The 23,344-nt window shown below is 40.4% G+C and carries 27 protein-coding genes; 18 read left to right on the forward strand and 9 right to left on the reverse strand.

What is annotated here, in order from left to right:
• Nucleotides 1–70 precede the first annotated feature (70 nt).
• The gene (locus VAHSUH02_RS03205; protein ID WP_005384436.1) at nucleotides 71–1,399 is read left to right on the forward strand and encodes an S-layer homology domain-containing protein; all 1,329 of its coding nucleotides are present in this window, start codon (nucleotides 71–73) and stop codon (nucleotides 1,397–1,399) included.
• A 164-nt stretch (nucleotides 1,400–1,563) separates the two neighbouring features.
• Here VAHSUH02_RS03205 and VAHSUH02_RS03210 read toward each other — a convergent pair whose 3' ends face one another.
• Nucleotides 1,564–2,757: a HipA domain-containing protein gene (locus VAHSUH02_RS03210; protein ID WP_005384442.1), complete on the reverse strand. Its 1,194-nt coding sequence runs from the start codon at nucleotides 2,755–2,757 to the stop codon at nucleotides 1,564–1,566.
• A 158-nt stretch (nucleotides 2,758–2,915) separates the two neighbouring features.
• Between VAHSUH02_RS03210 and VAHSUH02_RS03215 the strand changes: the two genes are divergently transcribed.
• Entirely contained in the window at nucleotides 2,916–3,317 is a 402-nt protein-coding gene (locus VAHSUH02_RS03215) for a hypothetical protein (RefSeq protein WP_038149043.1), read from the forward strand.
• Between the two features lie 356 nt (nucleotides 3,318–3,673).
• Here the strand turns inward: VAHSUH02_RS03215 and rbsB are convergent, their stop codons facing one another.
• The 8 genes from rbsB to VAHSUH02_RS03255 form a co-directional block, all read right to left on the reverse strand.
• The gene (gene rbsB / locus VAHSUH02_RS03220; protein ID WP_005384445.1) at nucleotides 3,674–4,576 is read right to left on the reverse strand and encodes a ribose ABC transporter substrate-binding protein RbsB; all 903 of its coding nucleotides are present in this window, start codon (nucleotides 4,574–4,576) and stop codon (nucleotides 3,674–3,676) included.
• A 9-nt stretch (nucleotides 4,577–4,585) separates the two neighbouring features.
• The gene (locus tag VAHSUH02_RS03225; protein WP_004697939.1) at nucleotides 4,586–5,521 is read right to left on the reverse strand and encodes an ABC transporter permease; all 936 of its coding nucleotides are present in this window, start codon (nucleotides 5,519–5,521) and stop codon (nucleotides 4,586–4,588) included.
• Nucleotides 5,521–7,002: a sugar ABC transporter ATP-binding protein gene (locus VAHSUH02_RS03230; protein ID WP_005384448.1), complete on the reverse strand. Its 1,482-nt coding sequence runs from the start codon at nucleotides 7,000–7,002 to the stop codon at nucleotides 5,521–5,523. The genes VAHSUH02_RS03225 and VAHSUH02_RS03230 overlap by 1 nt, the downstream gene beginning before the upstream one ends.
• Nucleotides 7,003–7,047: 45 nt before the next feature.
• On the reverse strand, nucleotides 7,048–7,461 hold the full coding sequence (rbsD, locus tag VAHSUH02_RS03235) for a D-ribose pyranase (RefSeq protein ID WP_038149051.1): 414 nt from the start codon (nucleotides 7,459–7,461) through the stop codon (nucleotides 7,048–7,050).
• A gap of 204 nt (nucleotides 7,462–7,665) precedes the next feature.
• Entirely contained in the window at nucleotides 7,666–8,553 is an 888-nt protein-coding gene (gene rbsK / locus VAHSUH02_RS03240; RefSeq protein ID WP_038149045.1) for a ribokinase, read from the reverse strand.
• A gap of 187 nt (nucleotides 8,554–8,740) precedes the next feature.
• Nucleotides 8,741–8,917 carry a hypothetical protein gene (locus tag VAHSUH02_RS03245; RefSeq protein ID WP_005381557.1) on the reverse strand — a complete coding sequence of 59 codons (177 nt, stop codon included), beginning with the start codon at nucleotides 8,915–8,917 and terminating at the stop codon, nucleotides 8,741–8,743.
• Nucleotides 8,918–8,940: 23 nt separating this feature from the next.
• Nucleotides 8,941–9,597, reverse strand: coding sequence for an NAD(P)H-binding protein (locus VAHSUH02_RS03250; RefSeq protein ID WP_005384456.1), 657 nt, complete (start codon nucleotides 9,595–9,597; stop codon nucleotides 8,941–8,943).
• A 79-nt stretch (nucleotides 9,598–9,676) separates the two neighbouring features.
• Nucleotides 9,677–10,198: a cysteine hydrolase family protein gene (locus tag VAHSUH02_RS03255; RefSeq protein WP_005384462.1), complete on the reverse strand. Its 522-nt coding sequence runs from the start codon at nucleotides 10,196–10,198 to the stop codon at nucleotides 9,677–9,679.
• A 288-nt stretch (nucleotides 10,199–10,486) separates the two neighbouring features.
• On the opposite strand from VAHSUH02_RS03255, the gene VAHSUH02_RS03260 reads away from it, so the two are divergent.
• From VAHSUH02_RS03260 to hisE, 16 genes are all read left to right on the forward strand, one after another.
• Nucleotides 10,487–10,732, forward strand: a complete 246-nt coding sequence (locus tag VAHSUH02_RS03260) for a type II toxin-antitoxin system prevent-host-death family antitoxin (RefSeq protein WP_005381552.1) — start codon at nucleotides 10,487–10,489, stop codon at nucleotides 10,730–10,732.
• Nucleotides 10,733–10,734: 2 nt separating this feature from the next.
• A complete protein-coding gene (locus VAHSUH02_RS03265; RefSeq protein ID WP_005381530.1) occupies nucleotides 10,735–11,055 on the forward strand; it encodes a type II toxin-antitoxin system RelE/ParE family toxin in 321 nt (106 codons plus the stop codon).
• A 190-nt stretch (nucleotides 11,056–11,245) separates the two neighbouring features.
• Nucleotides 11,246–11,713 (forward strand): hypothetical protein, encoded by a 468-nt coding sequence (locus VAHSUH02_RS03270; RefSeq protein ID WP_005384467.1) that lies wholly within the window; start codon nucleotides 11,246–11,248, stop codon nucleotides 11,711–11,713.
• Between the two features lie 183 nt (nucleotides 11,714–11,896).
• A complete protein-coding gene (locus VAHSUH02_RS03275) occupies nucleotides 11,897–12,205 on the forward strand; it encodes a nucleoside triphosphate pyrophosphohydrolase family protein (protein WP_005384468.1) in 309 nt (102 codons plus the stop codon).
• Nucleotides 12,206–12,308: 103 nt separating this feature from the next.
• Nucleotides 12,309–13,883, forward strand: a complete 1,575-nt coding sequence (locus VAHSUH02_RS03280; RefSeq protein WP_005384469.1) for an energy-coupling factor ABC transporter ATP-binding protein — start codon at nucleotides 12,309–12,311, stop codon at nucleotides 13,881–13,883.
• Nucleotides 13,876–14,685: an energy-coupling factor ABC transporter ATP-binding protein gene (locus VAHSUH02_RS03285; protein ID WP_005384471.1), complete on the forward strand. Its 810-nt coding sequence runs from the start codon at nucleotides 13,876–13,878 to the stop codon at nucleotides 14,683–14,685. The genes VAHSUH02_RS03280 and VAHSUH02_RS03285 overlap by 8 nt, the downstream gene beginning before the upstream one ends.
• A 9-nt stretch (nucleotides 14,686–14,694) precedes the next feature.
• Nucleotides 14,695–15,363: an energy-coupling factor transporter transmembrane component T gene (locus VAHSUH02_RS03290; RefSeq protein ID WP_005384473.1), complete on the forward strand. Its 669-nt coding sequence runs from the start codon at nucleotides 14,695–14,697 to the stop codon at nucleotides 15,361–15,363.
• A gap of 339 nt (nucleotides 15,364–15,702) precedes the next feature.
• Nucleotides 15,703–16,203 carry a GNAT family N-acetyltransferase gene (locus VAHSUH02_RS03295; RefSeq protein WP_005384475.1) on the forward strand — a complete coding sequence of 167 codons (501 nt, stop codon included), beginning with the start codon at nucleotides 15,703–15,705 and terminating at the stop codon, nucleotides 16,201–16,203.
• A 76-nt stretch (nucleotides 16,204–16,279) separates the two neighbouring features.
• Nucleotides 16,280–17,146, forward strand: a complete 867-nt coding sequence (hisJ, locus tag VAHSUH02_RS03300) for a histidinol-phosphatase HisJ (RefSeq protein WP_005384476.1) — start codon at nucleotides 16,280–16,282, stop codon at nucleotides 17,144–17,146.
• 305 nt (nucleotides 17,147–17,451) lie between these two features.
• Nucleotides 17,452–19,056 carry an ATP phosphoribosyltransferase gene (gene hisG / locus VAHSUH02_RS03305; protein ID WP_005384478.1) on the forward strand — a complete coding sequence of 535 codons (1,605 nt, stop codon included), beginning with the start codon at nucleotides 17,452–17,454 and terminating at the stop codon, nucleotides 19,054–19,056.
• A gap of 80 nt (nucleotides 19,057–19,136) precedes the next feature.
• The gene (hisD, locus tag VAHSUH02_RS03310) at nucleotides 19,137–20,414 is read left to right on the forward strand and encodes a histidinol dehydrogenase (RefSeq protein WP_005384480.1); all 1,278 of its coding nucleotides are present in this window, start codon (nucleotides 19,137–19,139) and stop codon (nucleotides 20,412–20,414) included.
• 51 nt (nucleotides 20,415–20,465) lie between these two features.
• Nucleotides 20,466–21,065, forward strand: a complete 600-nt coding sequence (gene hisB / locus VAHSUH02_RS03315; RefSeq protein ID WP_005384481.1) for an imidazoleglycerol-phosphate dehydratase HisB — start codon at nucleotides 20,466–20,468, stop codon at nucleotides 21,063–21,065.
• A gap of 60 nt (nucleotides 21,066–21,125) precedes the next feature.
• Nucleotides 21,126–21,857: a 1-(5-phosphoribosyl)-5-[(5-phosphoribosylamino)methylideneamino]imidazole-4-carboxamide isomerase gene (hisA, locus tag VAHSUH02_RS03320; protein ID WP_005384483.1), complete on the forward strand. Its 732-nt coding sequence runs from the start codon at nucleotides 21,126–21,128 to the stop codon at nucleotides 21,855–21,857.
• The gene (gene hisF / locus VAHSUH02_RS03325; protein ID WP_005384484.1) at nucleotides 21,851–22,609 is read left to right on the forward strand and encodes an imidazole glycerol phosphate synthase subunit HisF; all 759 of its coding nucleotides are present in this window, start codon (nucleotides 21,851–21,853) and stop codon (nucleotides 22,607–22,609) included. Before hisA ends, hisF begins: the two co-directional genes overlap by 7 nt.
• Before the next feature lie 20 nt (nucleotides 22,610–22,629).
• The gene (hisI, locus tag VAHSUH02_RS03330) at nucleotides 22,630–22,944 is read left to right on the forward strand and encodes a phosphoribosyl-AMP cyclohydrolase (RefSeq protein ID WP_005375309.1); all 315 of its coding nucleotides are present in this window, start codon (nucleotides 22,630–22,632) and stop codon (nucleotides 22,942–22,944) included.
• 64 nt (nucleotides 22,945–23,008) lie between these two features.
• Nucleotides 23,009–23,338, forward strand: a complete 330-nt coding sequence (hisE, locus tag VAHSUH02_RS03335; RefSeq protein WP_005384486.1) for a phosphoribosyl-ATP diphosphatase — start codon at nucleotides 23,009–23,011, stop codon at nucleotides 23,336–23,338.
• Nucleotides 23,339–23,344: the final 6 nt, after the last annotated feature.

Here is a 23,344-nt window from a genome sequence, read left to right on the forward strand (position 1 = left end):
ATGATGATGCGGTGTAGAGAATATAGATTCATATATTTTGTTTGTGTATAGATGAGAGTGGGTTATCTCTATGAATAAAAAATTAGTAGCAAGTTTAGTTTCTTGTTTTGTATTGGGTTCTGTCAGTGCCTATGCAGCCAATCCATTTAGTGATGTAGATCCTTCTAGTTGGGCCTATCAATCAGTAGAACAATTGGCATCTGCCGGTATTATTAATGGCTACCCAGATGGGACTTTCAAAGGCAATAAAGATATTACACGCTATGAAATGGCTCAAATGGTAGCGAAAGCCATGGCGAATCAAGACCGCGCTAATGCGGAACAACAAGCTATGATTAATCGCTTGGCCGATGAATTTAGTAATGAACTCAATACATTGGGCGTGCGTGTAGCAAAATTAGAAGATCAAGTGGGCAATGTGAAGGTAACAGGAAATTATCGTTTACGCTATCGCGGCAGCCAATTGAAAAATGATGCGTATGCTTATGGAAAGCATTCCTCCTTTGATTATCGGGCGCGTGTGATTTTTAATGCTAAGGTCAATGATAAAACCGATGCTGTTGTCCGTGTACAAGGTTCCGGTGAGCTCGGCAATAGCAATGCTAATATAGCTCAGGTAAATCTTGCCTATGTAGATCATCATTTTGGCAAGGACACAACATTGCGCGTAGGTCGTCAACTTTATACGCCTGCACTAGGGCTCATGTATGATGACCTCATCGATGGGGCGCGCCTCATGTATAAACATGGTAAGCTAGATGTATCCGCTAGCTATGGTTACTGGTGGGGTGGTGCAGGTACGTACCAAAATAAGGAAAACACTATCTCTGCAGCTATGCTAGAAGTGAAAGGTAAACTTAACAAACATGTTACCCTTGGCGGTATGTATGGCCGATTCCATAATGGTAAATTATACCAAGGTCAAGACATTGATGCGGCTACAGGTAAACAAGTTAAATCCTTTATCGATTCCCCGTACAAAAATATTTGGGGCCTTAACGCGAATATGAACTTCAACCGTTGGAACGCATTCGGCGAATGGCTTACAGCACCAGGCATATCCAATTCCCAAGCTTGGATGGCTAGTGTAGGTTATGGTAATTACAATATTAGTAAAGCTCGTACTTATAGCGTACGTGGTCAATATTACTATGAAGAAGCTAACTCGCCTGTCTTCAGTAGTGCCTTTGCACCGGCCTATAGCTTCTTCAATCAACACTATGTGGATACTAAGGGCGTTGCTCATGTACGTAATGGTTTTAAAGGCTTTGTAGCTAATGTAAACTACGTACCATTCCAAAATGTATCCATCGGTGCTTACTATGGCTTTGGCAATAAAGACATGGACGGTAATAAATTAGGTGATTACTGGCGTACAGACGTGAACTTTATGTTCTAATCTCAGAACGCCCTATACATGTGGTTTCAAAATTAGTACAGGCCTGTACTAATTCTCAGAAAGGATATATAGGGGTACTACAAAATAGAACAGGCCTGTTCTATTTTGTAGTAGGGGTTGTTCAAAATGTAATAAGAGGCTGTCATTATTGACAGCCTCTTTTGCTATTGTTGAGCTATATTGGGATGAATAAAATTGATGTTTTTTTCGTCGAGTAAACGTATGAAATAAGCAGATCGTTGTTGGATATAGGATTCTAATATATCTAATTTTGCATCTGTTAGTATATCTGATGGAATACGATTAAATTTAAAATTTAGTAATGGTGTTAACATGGCACGGTGCGAATCGTGAAGATATAATTTTGCCAATGTATCAAAGGAGAGTCCCCAAAAACTGATATCTTTCACACCATTTAAATTGGCATATTCATCGTTAGTTATATTGTAGAATAATGAATTTCCATGATCAAATAAAGGTACAGGACCTAGGATACGATTGCTTTCATTATCGATGAGAACACCAAAATTATTGAGGTGTCGGTCAGTATTATGAATGAGTGCATCGAATACCATCATATCAGAAAATGGGATAATACCGTACAAGCTAGCTATATCGTGCTGTGTGTCATATAACATAAGCTCGTCACGAGATATCGTTTCTTTTAGAAGACCAGATATAGGCATGTATCCGACCTGTTCCGATGTGAATAGAGGGCACGCACTAACTAGTTGGTCGTGGAATGTAGTGAGTTTATATTCCACATGTGCTAACCCCATAGCTGCTGCAATCTGACTAGCATATACTTCACTGAGTGCCTCAAGCCCTCCATTGGCATAGCGAGGTGTTGAACCTTTATATAAATAAATGACATCATTTTCACGATGCCAACACTTACGGAGCATGCCGTTTGTTGTGTATTCGGGGGTCGTCACAATCCCTTGTATATGACTATCTTCGCCTGTGAAAGCGATGCCTGACACAATTTCACTAAATGGATTGTCGTATAAATTAACATCTGACCATGAAATAGTGGAATGAGTCGGTTTTACCCAATATGTATCATTTAGGGATAGACCATAGGTTACATCTAAATATCGATATGGATTTTCTGTATCTGAAATGGCATCTAATAAATTCTCAACAAATGCACGATTATTTGGAATCTTACGCTGTAATAACCAATTTTTTAGTCCTTTTATGGTAGGTTGCATATTTATTGGCAATGTCGTATTATCTATGATTGTTAAATCAGAAATATCCATGCGAACCAATGTGGTTAAGTTGACAACATCTTCGTGCCTCTCGATGCAAAACTGCAAGAGAGGGGTATCTTTGTTGAGTAATACATACTCCATGTGAATCCTCCTTTCCTTTGAGTTTTATATATGCTCATTATAGCATAAGAAAAAACCTTTCTATGGATGTAGTTACAACTCAGATTATCTGAGTTTATTAGCTTTTAGATTGGATGCTATAATAAATAATATAAAGTTGTTTACGGAGAGTAATGATAATGTATGAAATTGTAAATGAATCTAATTTAACAATAGCATTTGATATGGATACACAACTATCTCCTTTTGGAGCCTTTGGTATTTATATTAAACAAGGGAATCATTGTTGCTCAGCTATCATTGATACCGGTGATTGGTGGGGGATACATAGAGGTTATAATGAGCTTGTCGACATGAATCAAACTTGTAAAGGAAAAGCGAGTTTTCGCCATTATCTGAGTAGCGGTGGTAATAAACTTATATTTACATTAGATTCCAAAGGTGGTCTTAATATCAATGTTGTTATATGTGAGTATAATTACGAGTGTAAGATGACTATTGAAAGCTTAGACCAAACGTATTTACCCAAGTTTATTGAGTTTTTCAAAGTTTTTCTTGAACGAGAACCTAAAGAAATTTAGTTTATATTGCATAAATCTAAAAAATTATTGAAGTAGGCATATAATAGCTATATATTTTATAAATTAGTACACGCCTGTACCAATTTCAAAGTAGCTTATATATGTAGTTTCAGAATTAGAACAGGCCTGTACTAATTCTCATAAAGGGTATATAGGGGTACTAAAAAAATAGAACAGGCCTGTACTAATTCACAGAAAGGATATATAGGGGTTCCTACAAAATAGAACAGGCCTGTTCTATTTTGTAGAAGGGGATGTATTCGAGCCCCTATCTCCTAATGTTCTATAATTTAGCAATTAAAAAGAGTCGCACCATATGATGCGACTCTTTTTCTGTACCCAGTTTCTATATACAATTATTTTGTAACAACTTTAAGATCTACAGGAATTTTAGCTTCTACAGCTTCGCCTTTGATAACTTTTTGAGCTGTATCAATAGCGATTTTACCCATTTGGTCTGGTTGTTGAGCAATTGTTGCAGCCAATGTGCCGTCTTTAACAGCTTTGTCTGCGTCAGCAGTACCGTCAAAGCCTACGATGAAGATTGTTTTGCCTGCGGATTTAGCTGCTTGGATAGCGCCCAATGCCATTTCGTCGTTATGAGCGAAGATAGCTTGTACGTCTGGGTTAGCTTGCAAGATATTTGTTGCTACGTTCAAACCTTTTGTGCGGTCGAAGTCAGCACTTTGTTTTGCTACTACTGTTAAGTCTTTGTCAGCTACGTTATGGAAACCTTGGCCACGTTCACGAGTTGCGGAAGCACCAGGGATACCTTCGATTTCAGCTACTTTCGCAGCTTTGCCAACTTTATCAACGATTAGTTGAGCTGCCATTTCGCCGCCTTTTACGTTATCGGAAGCGATGTGAGCTACTACTTTGCCTTTATCAGCAGAACGGTCAACAGTGATTACAGGAATGTTTTTAGCGTTTGCTGCTTCTACGGAAGTAGAGATAGCTGCAGAGTCTACAGGGTTGATGATCAATACGGAAACGCCGCTTTCAATCAAGTCAGAAATATCATTTGCTTGTTTTGCAGGGTCATTTTGAGCATCAACGATTTTAACTTTAAGACCAAGCGCTTTAGCTTGAGCCTCAACGCCTTCTTTCATAGATACGAAGAATGGGTTGTTCAATGTGGAAACAGAGAAGCCGATAGTGCCGGATTTTTTATCGCCGCCGTTATCAGCGCTTTTACCACAGCCTGCTACAAGACCGATAACCATAACGGCCATCGCCAACAGTAACAATAGTTTTTTCATAGGAACCTCCTAGGCTTTCTTACGGTCTGCAAGAACAGCCAGTAAAATAACAATACCTTTTACAACTTGTTGATAGAAACTGGAAACGTCGAGAATATTTAACCCGTTGTTGAGGGTACCAATAATTAGGGCACCAATTAATGTGCCAACAATATGACCACGACCACCAGCAAGGCTTGTGCCGCCAAGAACTACTGCTGCGATAGCGTCAAGTTCGTAGCCTGCACCTGCTGTAGGTTGTGCAGAGTTAAGACGAGAAGTGATGATTGCACCAGCGATACCACAGAGCATACCAGTCAAGGCATACACGAAGATTTTAACGCGGTCAATCTTGATACCAGCAATGTAACTAACCTTTTCACTACCACCTACGGCGTATGTTTTACGACCTAAGGATGTGCGGCTCAATACGAACCAGAGGATGATGAAAGCAAGGAACATTGTGATGGCTGGAACTGGAAGGCCTGCAATATCCCCTTGGCCAAAGCCGTGGAATAGAGGATCTTGTGTAAGACCGGAGATTGGGTTACCGTCTGTGAATACTAGTGTCGCACCACGGTAGATTGTCATGGTCGCCAAGGTAGCGATAAATGGAGCTACGCGGCCATAAGTAATAACGAGACCGTTAATACCGCCCAATACAAGACCTGCACCGGCGGCTAATACGATAGCCAATACAGGGTCAGTACCAGTTACGATGAGGTTGGCCATTACTGCACTAGAGAGGGCAAGGATGGAACCAACAGATAAGTCGATACCGCCCGTTAAGATAACGAAGGTCATACCAAAGGCGATGATCGCATTGATGGATACTTGGCGTAACAAGTTACGCAAGTTAGAGAATTCAAGGAAACTGTCGTTCATGACAGAGATAATGATAAATAATAGGATGAGGCCGATGAGGGGGCCTAATTTTTTCACATATTGTAGAGCTTTGCTGTCCATTATTGTCCTCCTGTGGCTAATGTCATAATCGATTCTGGTGTTGCATCGCTGCGGTCCAAGATACCTGCTACGCGACCTTCATGAATGACCATAACGCGGTCGCTCATGCCTAGCACTTCAGGTAACTCAGAGGACACCATGATAATGGACACACCATCGTTCGTTAATTCGTTCATTAAATCATAAATATCACGTTTCGCACCGATATCGATACCGCGTGTCGGTTCGTCCATGATGATAATGGATGGCTTTTTACCTACCCATTTAGCGATAACCACCTTTTGTTGGTTACCACCAGATAGGGACGATGCCGGTTCGTGAATAGATTGTGTTTTAACGCCTAGCTTTTTAGACAATTCGTTAGCAAAGGAATTGAGCTTGCCCTTATCCAGCACATGAGATGGACAAATGTCGCCAAGGTTCGGCAATGTAATATTGGAACCGATGGAGAAATCGAGGATCAAGCCTTCGCTCTTTCTATTTTCTGTGATGAAAGCAATGCCAGCTTTGATGGCATCTTCTGGTTTTTTACAATTGAGAACGGATCCGTTAACTGTTACGGTACCGCCATTGTGTTTATCTACACCAAAGATAGCGCGCATGATTTCTGTACGGCCAGCGCCCATAAGGCCTGCTACGCCGAGGATTTCGCCTTTGCGCAATGAAAAGGAGATTTCGTTGTCGAAACTTTCTGGTTTGAGGTTATCGACGCTCATCACAACTTCGCCTGGTGTAGTTGTACGAGCAGGGTAGAACTCGTCGATAGAACGACCTACCATGTGGCGTACCACTTCATCTACAGAAATCTCAGCAGTTGGTTTTGTAATGATGGTGTGACCATCACGCATAACCGTGATGGTATCGCATTCGCTAAATACCTCTTCCATACGGTGAGAGATATATACGATTGCCACGCCACGGGCTTTCATTTTGCGCATCATTTTGAACAATGTCGCCGTTTCACGTTCTGTGAGGGCTGCTGTCGGCTCGTCCATGATGACAACCTTGGCATCTAACATCAAGATACGAAGGATTTCCGTCATCTGTTGGTGACCGACGGAGCAAAGACCTGCTTCCGTTGTGAGCGGCAATTCGATACCTAGTTCGCGGCACGTATTTTGTGCTTCTTCGAGCATCGCCTTTTTATCGAGCATACCGAATTTATTGCGCTTTGGTCTCATTAAATATAGATTTTCTAACAATGTTAGATTTGGCCAAATGTTGAGCTCTTGGTGGATGAAAGCTACACCGTTTAGCTCGGCCTCTCTCGGGTTCGGGAAGGTGCGCTCTACGCCGTCGATGGTGATTTTACCAGCATCTGCCTTGTGAATACCCGTAAGGATATTCATAAGGGTGGACTTGCCGGCGCCGTTTTCGCCCATCAAGGCGTGAACCTCGCCCTCCTTGAGGGTAATACTTACATCGCGTAGTACTTGGTTCGTACCAAATGCCTTTGCAATGCCTGACATAACAATTTCCATAACTACTCCTATATGACTTGTGAAAGTATCTCTTAATCTATTGCTCTAGGGACGATCGCTGAAAATACAATCGGCGCGCAAGATAATGTTGGCATACGGAGATGCTTCACCAGTTCTAATAATGCATTTGCATTGTTTTGTTGCTTCTTTGAAAGCTTCATGGCTCGTTTCAATCCATTCGTATTGATTGGATGGGAAGGTAGACTCCAAGAAGTCATAAGCTTCAGGATTATTTTCCTTAATTTCCTTTGCCACATGAACCGCTTCGGATTTCATATGCTTAGCGATGATGGATACCACTTGTTCGAAGCTTGGTACACCAAAATCTAAGGCTAAATCAATCTTTTGAACCCCTTCAGGTACTGGTAATCCGCAGTCGGAGATACAAATTGTATCTGTGTGACCTAAATCAGCAAGTACCTTAGCAATATGGCTATTTAAAATTCCGTGTCGTTGCATATAAATTCCTTTCATTCCAATGAATGAGGCTGTTAAAGCCTCGTTCATTGTTCCTTTTATTATATAGAGATCGAAAGTATTCGTTATTAGATAAATGTTTGTTGGAGCTGACTAGGACTTTCAAAGCGACTTTGGCCCTGCGAAGGCCGAAGGCCGTAGTCAGACCCGGCCGGTGGAGCTTTTAAAGTCCTAGTCAGCTCCCTACTATTTATCTGATAAGAATGCGTCGACCTCATCCTTCGTAGGCATGCCACCTTGGGCGCCCAAACGTTGGATGGAGAGGGCTGCAGCTGCATTGCCGTAGTGCAATGCGTTGGCTAAGCTTTTACCATTGACAATAGCTGTTGCGAAGGCACCGTTAAAGGTATCGCCTGCGCCTGTTGTATCTACTGGTTCAACATTGAAACCAGATACGGTGTGGATTTCGCCGTTGTCAGCATAGCCCACGCCTTTACTGCCAAGAGTAACGATGATTTTGTTTTCGTTTGCTAACAATGTTTCCTCTGTAGATTGGTTAGGGTAGAGCGCAGATAACTCATGCTCATTTGGCGTGATATAGGTTGCTAGTTCCAACCATTCAGGATTGAGGTCCGCCGCTGGAGCCGGATTTAAGAGGACTTTCACATTAGCCTCGTGACAACGACGAACGATATATTCGATGGTTGGAATAGGAATCTCATTTTGTACCATTACGAGATCTGCTTGCTCGATAGCAGACCAAGCATTATCTACGACAGATTGGTCCACCTTAGCATTAGCACCTGCAATAACAATAATACTGTTATCGCCTTCAGCCAATGTGATGTGGGCTGTGCCAGTTGTAGTATTTGGAACCGTAACGATGTAGTCTGTATTGATATGATTTTCTTTGAGGTTATCCAAAATCATTTGTCCATATGCATCTTCCCCGATGCAGCCTACCATGGTAACCTCTGCGCCTAGGCGAGCGGCAGCAACCGCTTGGTTTGCACCTTTGCCACCGTGAGCGATGTGCAATTCGTTGCCCATAATTGTTTCGCCTGCTGCGGGACGTTTATCCGCGAGGACCACAATATCCATGTTGCAACTACCTATAACAACAATGCGATTCATGATATCTCCTTACCTGTTTATTAGTGTATCTTAATTCTGTTATTAGTATAGCGTAAATAACGTTGTTTATCTACATAAATAACCATAAATTATGGGAATAAAAAATCGGTATACATTTTCTTAAGTAAGAAATGTATACCGAATGAATTTTATAGTTTTATAAACCGTTAAGGATATTAATATCAGATTAGTCCAATTGATGCATCATTTTATCAATACGATTAAAAGTTTCTTCTATGGTTGTTGTACGTCCTTGAATGATGTCATTTTGTCCTTCAACCAGAGATGATAATATCTCTAGTTGGGCTTTTAACATATTATATGTTTTGTATTCTAGAGTGATTCTATCATTTGAAAGTTCCATAGAGGTCTCCTAATATATGGTGATTATAAAAACGATGGTTTATCGTAGTGTGTACCAGGTTCACCTACACCAATGCTGGCACGGCTGAATGGTGTTTCGTCTTCAACGTGTAGGATATCGTAAACAGCTTTAACCACAGCTTCTCGTGTAACTTGTGCATCATTGAAAGGAGCACCTTCAGGGATTAATTCATAATTCGTATTTTCCATGTCATTATAAAGCCAAGGTAGACGTAAAATCGTGTAGTTTAAGTTGGATTCGCGTAATACGTTGCGCGCCTGACGTTCGCCTTGTACATAGCTAATTGGTAGATTATCGAAGGTAAATTTTTCTAAAGCCGTTGGAAATTCACCAGATAGGCCAGCCATGGATAAGCCGATGATACGACGAATGTTTTGGCGAGCAAGTGCTTTCACAATAGTTGCCATATCACTGCCCGTTTCCATAGCACTAAGGAATACGACTTCTGTATTCTTAACGGCTTCCTCTAATTTTTTAGGATTTTGAAAGGATCCTTCGATAACGGTTATCCGTTCGTGTTCTAAAATTTCCGGATGAATGCGTGTGCTCAATTGGCGTCCATATAATGTGATGTGCATATCTGTATATGTTAGAAGTGTTGCTGTCAATCGTTGTGCGATTTGGCCTGCAGCGCCTAAAATTGTGATATATTTGTACATGTAGACCTCCTATGTCCTAGGCATAAGTATTTATATGCATTATATCACAACTATATGACGAGAAAGTGAGAATAACAATTTAATTAATAGCTAGAATTTCTTTTGTTGTTCTTAGTTGCGCAAATCGATTTCTCCAAATTTTTTCTTTGTAAAAGGATAAGATTTGATCGGCAGATAGATGGATGTTGTCAAAGGTTGAGATCGCATCTTCGACGATGGTGATTTTATAACCATATTCAAAGCCTACTTTCACAGATGTATCAATGCAAAATTCCACTTGCATTCCTACAAATGTTAAATCGGTAATATTTTTTCGGTTTAAATATTCCTTTAATTCAGTGTCCTTGAAGATGCTATTGTAATATTTATTGAAAATCTTTTCGTTTTCTTGAGGCTTTAATTCGTGATAGACTTGCCAATTATCGCTACCTGTTGCTAATAAACCTTCAGCTTCAGAGTGTCTGATAAAAATGACTTCTATATTTTGATCTCTGAAATGTTGAATGATTGCTTTTGTATTTATGATAAAATTTTTTGTATTGAAAGGATTTTCTTTAACTAAGCCTTCTTGTATGTCGATTACGATTAATGCTTGTGCCATGATGGATTTCCTTTATTAAAGATAAATTATATGTATTACATGGATGTAATTAGAATTTATTATATTAGTTATTAAATTATTGTCGATTTCTTCGTATATAAGTATCTATGCGCATTATATCACAAGTATATAACAAGAAAAGGAAGAAAGCAGTATCATATATGTTGATAGTAATTTGGGAAAAGCTGTAAAATTTGATGTTGAATTTACATGATAATTTAACTACAATAATAATAAGATATTTGAAAAATGAGTGTTATATTACTAAAGTTTTTTTGAGGTGATGGTATGCCGAATATAAAACCGATTTCAGATTTACGTAATTATTCTGAAGTATTGCGTGATGTTGCTATAGATAGTCCTGTATTCTTAACTAAAAATGGTAGAGGCCGATATGCAATTATGGATATTCAAGATTATGAACGTGTAATGGCTACGATAAAACTTATGGGCGCTTTAGAGACAGGTCGCAAATCTGGTGAAGAACAAGGGTGGATTTCATCAGAGCAACTAAAGAGTGAATTGGGGATTTAACTATGGATCATCAAATTAGTTATGCACCAAAAGCACGAGAAGATTTGCTTAAAATAAAATCCTTTATAGAAGAAGAAACCGGGGATATTGAGTTAGCTAAGAAAACTATTTCGGATATAGTGACTACGAATGATTCTTTAAGAGCTTTTCCAGAAATGGGACAGCGATTATTGATAAACATGGGAAGTAAAATTGAATATAGATATTTGCTTTGTCATAATTATTTAAGTTTTTACCGTTATTTAGATCGGACTATTTATATTGATAGAATATTAAATAGTAGACGTGATTATCTTAAAATACTATTGGATGAAGTACATTAGTTTTTAAAGGCACCATCATTAATAGATGGTGCTATAAAATGATTTTAATAGTAACATGAAGATGCGTGAACACTCTTTATAATTTGAATGCATTGTGATTTAATGATATAAAAGTAAGATTTTATTTAATTTTAATCTGTAATTGAAAGAGAGAAGGCATTCATTACAAAATTATTTGGAGGGAACTAACATGAAGTTTTTAGATCAATTAGGAGATGCTGTAAAGGATGTAAAAGAATTAGCTAAGTCTAAAGCTAGTGTTGTAAAAGATTTAACTGCTGATGCTGCACAAGAAGTAAAGATATTGGCTAAAGAAAAAGCAAAAGATGTGAAGGCTAAATCCGCTGATGCAGCGCAAGAAGTAAAGGTATTAGTTCAAGAAAAGACAGCAGATGTTAAAGCTAAATCTGCTGATGCAGCACATGATGTAAATGAATTGGTAAAAGCAAAGTCTGCAGATGTGGCAAAAGATTTAGAAGCTACCCTTAAGGTAAAGGCTGAAGAGCTAAAACAAAAGGCTAGAGAAGTAAAAGATATAACTGCTGATGCGGCTAAAGATATTACTGAAACCGTTAAAGAAAAATCTGCAGGGGCGGCAAAAGATATTAGAGCGAAAGTTGCTGAAACAACTAGCGAAGATAAAACTTCAGGAAAATAAAAATGAGAATGACTTAATATTTCTTAGTTGGGTATTAAGCCATTCTTATTCTATTTTTAACACCAAGAGAACAGGTAGATCTAGATTTAGCTATTTAATTGATTTAGCATGTATTGGTAATAGATTAAGACGAATCAGGTTATACTTGATTTGGGTATTAAGAAATCTTCCTAGGAGGACAGCATGGATTTAAAAGAAGTAAAATTACTTTCAAAAGAAATAAGAAATAAATATTTTGAACTAGAAAAAGAGATACATGGTTCTGTTTGGTCGGTAGAAGAAGATGCATTGGCATTCTTGACTGATGCGGGCTTAGTGGGGCGATTGACTATGGATAATCAAGGTCGTTGGCCTAGTACAGACAAAGAATTGTTACCATCTAAAATCGGTGAATGTGTATGGTGGTTAGCAATCCTTGCGGAACGCATGGATCTAAGCTTTGAGGAATGTGTAGAAACGTTTCTCACTGAAAGATTAAAAAATCTGAAGTGAGTTTATACAAGTCGAGATATTACTTTTAACCGTCATGCGTGCAAAAGTCCTCGAAGAGTGATAAAATATAGATTATATATTCATTTTTAGAAAAGAGGCTATTATGGAACGGATAAAGGATCTTGTGTACACCCATGATCAGGGTGGACAGTTTAGATGGGTAACGGTGAGCACCTTAATGCTTGCGTTGGGTACAATTTTGCACTTGGTGAGTCCTAGTTTTGCAGGAATTACACCAAACTGGATGATTGCAGCGTATTGCGTAGCGATTTTGCTGACAAAGCCAAGTGTTTCTCAAACACTAGGAATTGGTTTAGTAGCGGCCTTGATTGAGGTGTTGACATCAAAATCTGGTTTCCCATATGGTAACTTGTTATCCGAACCAGCTGGTGCATTGGTGATAACATTTATTTCTCGTACCATGACATCTATGAAAATCGGTAAAATTGGTTCCTTTGAAATCACGCCGATTGTAGGTTCATTCTTTACGACTGTTGTATCTGGTGGTATTTTTGTTACGTTGTTATGGCAAATTGCAAACTTGCCTAATAATGTATATCTTTATGCTATGTGGCCTCTTGTGTTAGTGGTAGCGGCTGTAAATGCAGCGATTACACCAGTGTTGTACATTCCGGCTCAAAAGATGTTCGCTAAGCGAGGCATGTTGCCTACCGGTAGCGAAGCTTCTAGCGACCATAGTGGTCTCGTTATTACGCCAGAACGGGATGCAAAGATTTCCATTGAGCATTTGAACTATTACCATCCTAAGGCGACTGCGCCTACGTTAAAGAACATTAACCTCGATGTGCATGATGGTGATTTCCTTGTTGTAACAGGTCCTGCCGGTTGTGGTAAAAGTACGCTTTGCATGGCCATGGTTGGGGCGGTGCCAAAATTCTATGGCGGTCGTCTAGAAGGTATGGTATTCGTAGATGGTAAGGCTACAACGCAATTATCGATTCCTGAGTTAGCAAATCATGTTGGCGTTGTTCTTGCCGATTATGATACACAACTCGTAACGATGACGGTTCGCGAAGAAGTAGCCTTTGCCATGGAAAATCGTGGTTACGATCGAGCAACCATCGATGCTCGTTGTGCAGAGGTGTTTAAACAAGTTGGTATTGAAGGCCTTGAGGATCGTAAAATTACGAGTTTGTCAGGCGGTCAACGTCAACGTTTGGCGATTGCTTCTGTGTTGGCAACCAATCCCTCTGTCCTCATTCTTGATGAACCAACGAGTTCTCTTGACCCAGATGGGACAGCCGAACTATATCGCCTCGTTGGTGATTTAAACCGCAATCATGGTATCACTGTTGTGGTTATCGACCATGATTTGCATGCCGTATTGCCATATGCTAATCGCATGGCACTTATGGTGGATGGTGAAATCGTATGTGATAGCGATGTGGCTACAACATTGGAATACATGTACAATCATAATATTTATGTAGAAGCATTGCCATCCGTATTTACAACGTATATGGAATTGGAAAAGGCCGGTTACCATAGTGATGAACCTTGGCTTAGCATCGAATCAGCTATTAAGGGCCTTCATCACATTGAAATGGCCAAGGCTATCGACCGTTCTCGTTATGAACATATAAATGTAAATGGTGAAAGCCAAGCTCAACATGGTAATCATGTAGGTGAAAGTACAGGAGGTGGCGCACATGCTTAAGGTAGAAAACTTACGATTTGGCTATGTGCCTACCGTAGATATTTTTAGAAATGTAAATTTTACCATTCGTGAGGGCGAATTTATTGCTGTGGGTGGTAAGAATGGTTGTGGTAAAACGACGATTACACGTCTCTTAGTAGGCCTCGAAAAGGCTGCTGAAGGCCACATCCGTTATAACGGCAAGGATATTACATCTATGCCACCATCTAAACGCGGCCAATTTATTGGGTATGTATTCCAACAACCAGATCGCCAAATGTTTAGACCTACTGTGGCTACAGAGGTGGCGTTTGGTCCTGAATCCTTGGGACGTTCTAAAGACGAGGTTACACACATTGTGGACGAAGTGTTAGATCGCTGTGGTATCAGTCATTTGCGTGACGAGTATCCGCCTACATTGCGTCGCGGTGAAAAGCAACGCGTTGCTATTGCCTCTGCGTTGGCGATGCAGTCCAAAATCCTCATCCTCGATGAACCTACAAGTGGTCAAGATGGTAAGGAAACAAAAGAATTGTTAGCCTTGTTACGTCAGTTGAACAATGAAGGTATTACAATTTTATTGATTACTCATGATATGGAAATCATGGCTTCTGAATGTTCCCGTGCCATCATCATGGGCCATCGCACCGTATCCTTTGACGGTACACCAGAAGAATTATTTTCGAAATCTACCGATGAATTACATGATCTTGGCCTCACAAAACCACCAAGTGTAGAGCTTTCACAAGCGGTACCAGGACTAGGCTACTGCAAATCGATGGATGAATTACGGACGCGCCTTATCGCGCAATTGGCAGAATAGGAGGGGACCATGGAACGATTAGTACCATTAACAAAAATTTTGATGACCCTCGCTGTATCCATATGGGCCATTTTCTTAAGAGACTGGATGTCATTGATGGCATTAGTTGTCGTAGAATTAGTAGCATTGTTGTTGACCGGTTTATTATGGAAACAATACAAGGCCGTATTTGCTTTAATCGTGTTCGCCGTATTCTTAGGCGTTGTTCAATACTTAGGTAGTGGAGACGTTGTATCTGCTGTTGTATCCGGCCTTCGCATGTTAGCCATGACGCTTGTATTTATTGCACTCTTGGCAACGACGAAGTTACAAGATTTAACCGCAGCCCTCGTAACACAATGCAAAATTCCTTATGAATATGCATTTATGTTTACCGCAGCCCTTCGCTTTGTACCTGACTTTATTGGTGAAAGCAAAGCTGTACAAGAGGCTCAATCCTGCCGAGGCCTTTCCTTAAACGGCAATATCTTTAAACGCATGAAATCCTATGGCTCCGTTATCCAACCTTTGCTTTTAAAATCCTTGGGCCGTTCTGAAACAATGGCATTATCCTTGGAACTTAGAGGCTTTGGTGGTAAGACACATAGCTTTGCCGCGTCTGTAGGCCTTAAACTATTAGACTATATAGTTATTGTTGCGTTAGTTGTAGTTACGCTTATTCTATTTGGAGTATTATAGAGATATAATTGACTATCTTCTATTACTAGTCAGTGTTATATATTTATGATATACTACAAATAGGTAGTAAAGCGTACAAAATTACCTACAATATAACAAAAAAGGACGAGTTGCAGCTCGTCCTTTTTCTTGCTTATTTTTTTGTCTTATTGTTGAGCCAATAGTTATAGGTAGTTACAACTAAGGCTACAATAAGTGGGGCAAGCAAGGCACCCCAAAGCGTACAAAATAACGCCTCCAATATAACACCTCCTTTCTTCTGGAGGTTCTTTTATTATATCATTTTATAGACATAAACTGATAATTTATATAATAATATAAATTATTTTAGAGGAATATATGAGTGAATTAATAATTCGATCAATTACAAAAGATGATGTGTTTGCTTGTTTATCTATTTACAACTACGAGGTCGAACATGGCGTAGCTACCTTAGATCTCGAACCACGCACATTAGAAGAGTGGCATGAGTGGTATAACGCGCACAGCGATGAGCATCATCCCATCATTGTAGGAACCATTGATGATGTGGTGGTAGGCTATGCATCGCTTTCACCATATCGATTAAAGGATGCTTTCAAAAGTACTGTAGAATTATCTATTTATATTCACCAAGATTACCGTGGCCAAGGTGTGGCAACGCGGCTGATGGAACGTATTTTGGAGATGGCCAAAGCGGATACGATGATTCATAATGTAGTATCTGTTATTACGGCAGGCAATGAAGAAAGCATGAAATTACACAATCGATTCGGCTTTACCTATTGTGGACTTACCCCTGAAGTTGGTTTTAAACATGGAAAATATCAGGATACCGAAACTTACGCATTATTGGTATAATAATAGATATTAAATCATTCATATATTCGTGGGGTTGCAGATTATATGTTACGCATAGACAGGGGTTAAGTAAGTTATGATAAATATGAAAGCAGAACGGCAATTCATAGGCAATAGTACGTATCGTAGCCGATTGGTAGATGGTCATTTTCATACTGAATTATGTCCACATGGTAGCGGTGATAGAACGGCATTGATGATTGAAAAAGCCATTGAATTGCGCATCGAAAAGGTGTGTTTAACAGAGCATGCTCCGTTACCAAAGGCCTTTGAGGCAGAGTACGGTGGTGACAAGGTTGCTTATGATACGGCGTCTCTTAAACTCAATCAAGTGGATTCTTATCTTGAATTGGGACGTGAATTACAACGTGCCTATGGTACGCATATCGATATTTCCCTTGGCTTTGAGGTGGATTATATCCCTGGTTTTGAAAGCGACATTCAAGACTTTCTTGATCGCTATGGTCCATTGACAGACGATAATATTCTATCTGTTCACTTTATGGATGGCGTAGGTGGCAAATACTACTGTGTTGACTATAATACAGAGGAATTTGAAAAGGGCTTTGGCCCTTGGATTTCTAATCAAAGTGAATTGTACTATAAATACTTTAGTATTATTCGTCAAGCGGTGCGTGCTGATTTGGGTGCCTATACGCCAAAACGAATTGGTCATTTTGATTTAATCAAGAAATACCAACACCATTTCGGTTTTGAACACCATTTAGATAAACGAAATGCTCAATTAGTGAGCGATATATTACATATTATGCGCGTTCAAGGTAGAGAACTAGACTATAATATGAGTGGATTCTTTAAACCTGATTGCGGTGAAATGTATCCAAGTCGTTTTATTCAAGGGATAGCTGCCATTATTGGTGTACCCTTTGTGCTAGGATCTGATGCGCATAGTGTAGCAGATGTAGCAAAGGTTTGGGACTAGATATATTATTTGATTATGATATAATAAAGACAAGAAGAGCCAATTAACGTTGTGGAATGCGTTAGGCTCATCTCCAAAAAATAGAAAAATGAGAAATGGCCTAATGTCCCTTACGGGGTGTTAGGTCATTCTTTTTAGTAATTTATACTTCAGTATAAGTAGTAAAATATGAATATTTTATTGACTTTTTTTTCTATAAGTATTATTATAATTTCATGCTTTAGCGTGATAAAGTAATAAAATATAAAAGAATCTATATATTTTAAATAGCAATATTAGCATGGTTTATAGAAAGGGTGATCCTCATGGTACAGAAACAGTTGCCTACAGGTTTTCGTGATGATATAGGGGCTGTAGCGGAGCGCAAGGATGATGTGAGCCAGTATTTGCTCAGCCTTTGCCGCAATCGTCAGTATACAAAAATTTCTACACCCCTTGTAGAATACAAAGATGTGTTTAATGGTTATACATTAGGCCGTGGTCAACATATGTACGAATTCTTTGGTAGTTCTGATGCATCTGTGGTTATCCGTCCCGATTTAACTATGCCAATCGGTCGTTTCTTGGCGACTACGAATATTGAATTGCCTCGCAAATTCTACTATCTTGGCGATGTGTTGATGAAAAACAAACAGCATCGTGGCGATATTAACCAAGTTACACAAGGTGGTATCGAAATGGTCGGCTATGAAGGTATTGATGCCGAGCTAGAATGCTTTGCCATCATTAAAGAGGTGAATGAATCACAGCTCAATAATACCTTATTATTAGAAATTGGTGATGCTCGTTTTTCCCGTGCTATCACCGATGCATTGGGCTTGACCGATGGGGAACGGGCAGATTTGCTGGATGCGTTATTTACAAAATATTTGCCACGCTATAACGAATTGATTAGCGAATTTAAAAATAATGCATTGTATCCATTCCTTATGATTTGGCCTCGCTTATTCGGCACTGTAAATGATATTAAAAATGAGCTCAGTCAAGTCATCTTGCCTGCAGGCGCACAACGTATTTTAGATAGTCTTATGGATCTAGCAGGACAAATTGAAGCGACTGGCCAACAAGTTCGCATTGATGTGTCTACAGAACCACTTCAATCCTATTACACAGGCCTTACCTTTAGAGGTTATGTAGATGGCGTATCTCAATACATCGTCAGCGGTGGTCGCTATGATGGTCTCTTATCTGGATTTGATGGCACACCGATGCCATCCGTTGGTATGGCTTTCAACATCGATGTCCTTACAGATGTGCTTATGCAAGGTGAAAGCAACATTCAAGAGAATGGTAAATTGCGAATCGCCTTGACAAAGGGGCGCGTTGAAAAGGATTTTATTCCACTCTTAGAGTCTTGTGGTATTGACTGCGAACCATTACGCAACAAAGCGCGCAAGTTGATTATCCCATTGGGAGATTCGGTAGAGGTTATCTTAGCGAAGGGCCCTGATGTAACGACATATTTGAATAATGGTGTCGTTGATTTAGGCATCGTTGGTAGTGATGTACTGGATGAACAAGACAATACATCTTATGAAATGCTAGATTTGAAAACGGGACAATGCCAATTTATCTTGGCCTCCTTAGAAGGGTATAATCCGAAGGAAGGCCGTCGTCAACGGATTGGTACAAAATATCCAACCATTACAAAACAATATTTCGGATCCCAAGACGTAGAAATCATTAAAATCGAAGGTTCCGTTGAATTGGCGCCCCTCGTAGGTCTGGCCGATGCCATTGTAGATATTACGGAAACGGGTACAACGCTACGAGAAAATAATCTTAAAATCTATGATTGGCTCCAACCAATCTCTACGCGCCTTGTGGCAAATCCATTGGCATTAAAACAAAAAAGAAATACCATCTTTGCGTTGATTGACCAATTACAATCGGCTATTGATAAAAAATAGATTGCATATGCTATTGAGGTGTGATGAGAAACGTTTACAATAGAAGTATTCATATACATAGTTTGAAATGAGGATATACAATGAAAATTTACAAAGAATCTCTTGATGCAATGCTTAGCATTGTCCGCCAATATACACAACAAACAACAGATATGGAAATTGAACGCCGTGTATACGACATCATTGAAAATGTACGCACCAATGGAGATGCTGCGCTACGTGAGTATTCTGAACAATTTGATGGTGTAAAGCTTGATGATTTCAAGGTGGATCAATCTATCATCGATGCGGCATGGGACAATTTACCAGAAGACTTGAAACACGCTTTATTGGTAGCGAAAAAAAATATAACTGAATTCCATAGCCGTGAAATTGAACAAGGCTTTGTTGATATGGATACACCAGGCATTACACGTGGTCAAAAGGTAACACCATTGGCTCGTGTTGGTCTCTATGTTCCAGGTGGTACAGCGGCATATCCATCTACCATTATGATGACTGCATTGCCTGCAAAAATCGCTGGTGTTAAGGAAATTATCATGGTAACACCTCCTCAAAAGGATGGCATTAATCCTGCTGTGCTAGGCGCTGCAAAACTTGCTGGTGTTGATGCGGTATACCAAGTGGGTGGTGCTCAAGGTGTTGCGGCTCTTGCATATGGTACTGAACAAATTCCAAAGGTAGATAAAATCGTAGGCCCTGGTAACATTTATGTGGCCACTGCTAAGCGCCAAGTATTTGGTCAAGTTGATATCGACATGATTGCAGGTCCTAGTGAAATCGGTGTCATCGCTGATGAAAGTGCTAATCCAGTACATCTTGCTGCGGACTTATTGTCTCAAGCAGAACATGATCCACGAGCTCGTGCCATCATGGTTACCAATAGTGAAAAACTAGCTAACCTCGTATCTGATGATGTAGAACGTCAACTTTCACAATTACCTCGTGAAAGCATTGCTCGTCCAGCTATCGAAAACAATAGCTATATTGCTGTTATGGATAGCGTAGAAGATATGTTTACCGTGATGAACGAAGTAGCACCAGAACATTTGGAAATTCAATTGCCAGATCCTATGGAATACATGAGCATGGTCGAAAATGCAGGTTCCGTATTCCTTGGCAGATATGCCTCTGAACCATTGGGCGACTATGTAGGCGGTACAAATCACGTATTACCTACGAGTGGTACTGCAAAATTCTCGTCCCCACTTGGTGTGTACGATTTCGTAAAACGCATTTCCTTTACTCAATTTAGCCGTGAACGCTTACAAGAGGTTGCGAAGGATATTACTACCTTGGCTCGTACAGAAGGTCTCGAAGCACATGCTCGTGCTATTGAAGTGCGCTTTGAAAAATAATTGTATGGATGGGAACGCCTTAAAGGGCTTCCTTAATGATAAGAGGATACTATGATGAGAACAAATCGGTCAGCTACGGTAACTCGTAAAACGGGCGAAACAGATATTACAATTACACTTACCCTAGATGGAAATCAGGACATTCACGTTGATACAGGCATCGGTTTTCTTGATCATATGCTCCATTTGTTGGCTAAGCATGGCCGTTTTGGTCTTGCTGTAAAAGCCGTAGGCGATACGTACGTGGATGCGCATCATACGGTAGAGGATATTGCATTGACCTTAGGGCTAGCATTGACACAGGCTCTAGGTGACAAGGCGGGTATCGAGCGTTATGGCGACGCGTGGGTGCCTATGGATGAAGCGTTGACACAGGTTGTTATCGACCTTAGTGGCCGTCCATACCTCGTGTTTAATGGTGAGTTTACGACTCCTGTATTGGGTGGTAATTTTGAAACAGAATTGGTAGAGGATTTCTTCCAAGCCTTGGCTGTGAGTGGTGCTATGAATTTACATGTGCGCAATGAATATGGTCGCAATACGCATCATATTATTGAAAGCATGTTTAAGGCTACGGGCCGTGCATTGCGTAAGGCGGTTACCATTAACCCAGACATTCAAGGTGTGAATTCTACAAAGGGTATGATTTAATAAAGCCCTTATAAATGGTGAAAGCAGGGCCACATAAGGCTCGTGAATAGAGGAGATACTATGATTTTTCCAGCTATAGATTTACAAGATGGTCGCAGTGTACGCCTATATAAGGGTGATTTTGCAAAGGAAACCATCATCAATCCAGATCCGGTTGACCAAGCATCTCAGTACGAGGCTGCTGGCGTTGGCGCTTTGCACCTCGTCGACTTAGATGGGGCAAAGGCGGGGAAACCAGTTAATGTGGATATCGTTAAACGTGTGCGCGCTGCATTTACAGGCGTGTTAGAAATCGGTGGCGGTATTCGTGATAAAGATGCGGTAGACTTATATTTAGAAATGGGCGTCAATCGCGTTATTCTCGGTTCCGTAGCTCTTAAAAATCCTGAATTGACGAAACAGGTTATCGCTGAATACGGACCAGAACGCATCGTTATCGGCGTAGACGGTAAGAATGGTAAGGTTGCTGCAGAAGGTTGGCTCGACCAATCTGATGTGCCTATGATCGACCTTATCGGTGCTATGGTGGCAGCCGGTGCGAAGTATTTTATCGTTACCGATGTGGATCGAGATGGCACAATGCAAGGTGCTAATGAAGACTTATTGGGTTCCTTACAAGAACAATTTCCTACGGCCCGTATTGTTGCATCCGGTGGTGTCCGCCATTTAGAGGATATTAAGAATCTTGAAAAACGCGGTGTTGTAGACAGCATTGTAGGTAAGGCCCTATATGAAGGCACTATTACATTAGAAGAAATTGCTACGTTTAATAAGGAGAATGCATCATGTTAGCAAAACGGATTATTCCTTGTTTAGACGTAGATAATGGTCGCGTAAAAAAAGGTGTTAACTTTGTAAACCTCGTTGATGTAGGTAGTCCCGTCGATATTGCAGCTACCTATGAGGAACAAGGGGCAGATGAGCTCGTATTCCTCGATATTACGGCTACAGTAGACCGACGTACGACGATGCGCGATGTGGTTACAGATATTTCAAAACATGTGTTCATGCCCCTCACCGTAGGTGGTGGTATTAAAACAGTGGACGATATGAGCGCATTGCTAAAAGCTGGCGCCGATAAGGTATCGCTGAATTCAGCGGCTTTAGCGCGCCCAGAACTCATCAGTGAAGGCGCTCAAAAGTTTGGTAATCAATGTATGGTGGTAGCTATTGATGTAAAAACTGATTCAAAGACTGGTAAATGGTATGTGTATACCCATGGCGGTCGTAAGCGTAGCGATTGGGAAGCCCTAGCGTGGGCTAAAGAAGCGGTGAGTCGTGGCGCTGGTGAGTTATTGGTGACAAGCATGGATAAGGATGGCACCAAATCTGGCTTTGACATCAAATTATACAAGGCCTTGGAAGAGGTCGTAGATGTACCGATTATCGCCTCCGGTGGAGCTGGTACGGTACAGCATTTTATCGATGTTTTTACCGAAACCGGTGTTACGGGTGCATTAGCAGCATCTATATTCCATTTTGGTGAAATCAGCATTCCCGATTTGAAATCACAATTGAAAGCAGCGGGCATTGCTGTTAGATAGGGTAGGAGATTGTAGCATACATGAAACCAGACTTTAATAAAGGTGGCGGCCTGTTACCGACGGTCGTTCAAGATAATACAACAAAAGCAGTGCTCATGGTGGCGTGGATGAACGAAGAAAGCTTTCACAAAACACTAGAAACCAAGGAAACTTGGTTTTGGTCTCGCTCGCGCCAAGAACTATGGCATAAGGGTGGTACAAGTGGCAATGTACAACATGTGGTGGATATGAAGCTCGATTGCGATGGCGATACATTACTGGTTCTCGTCAATGCAGAAGGTCCTGCGTGCCATACGGGAGCTGTGAGCTGTTTTTTTAACGATGTAGAAGCGTAGAGAAATATATGCAGTATAATGTGAGATGACGCGTAGGCGTTAGCTTTCACAAAGGAGAAGAACAATGGCCAATCAACAAACATTAGAAGAATTATACGCCATTATTAAGGGGCGCAAGGAAACACCAAAGGAAGGATCCTACACGAATTACTTGTTCGATAGGGGACTCGATAAAATCTTGAAAAAGGTAGGCGAAGAAGCAACAGAAGTTGTCATCGCCGCTAAGAATGAAGATCCCCAAGAACTAGTGTATGAAACAGCAGATGTACTCTACCATTTGCTCGTATTATTGGTAGAAAAGGGCGTTTCTTACGAAGCTATCTTAGAAGAGTTGGCAAGCCGTGAAGGCGTCATCAGCAAAACACAGGAACGCAAAGCGATTACAGATTTGTAAGGAGTA

Source organism: Veillonella atypica KON (assembly GCF_002959915.1).
GTDB lineage: Bacteria > Bacillota > Negativicutes > Veillonellales > Veillonellaceae > Veillonella > Veillonella atypica.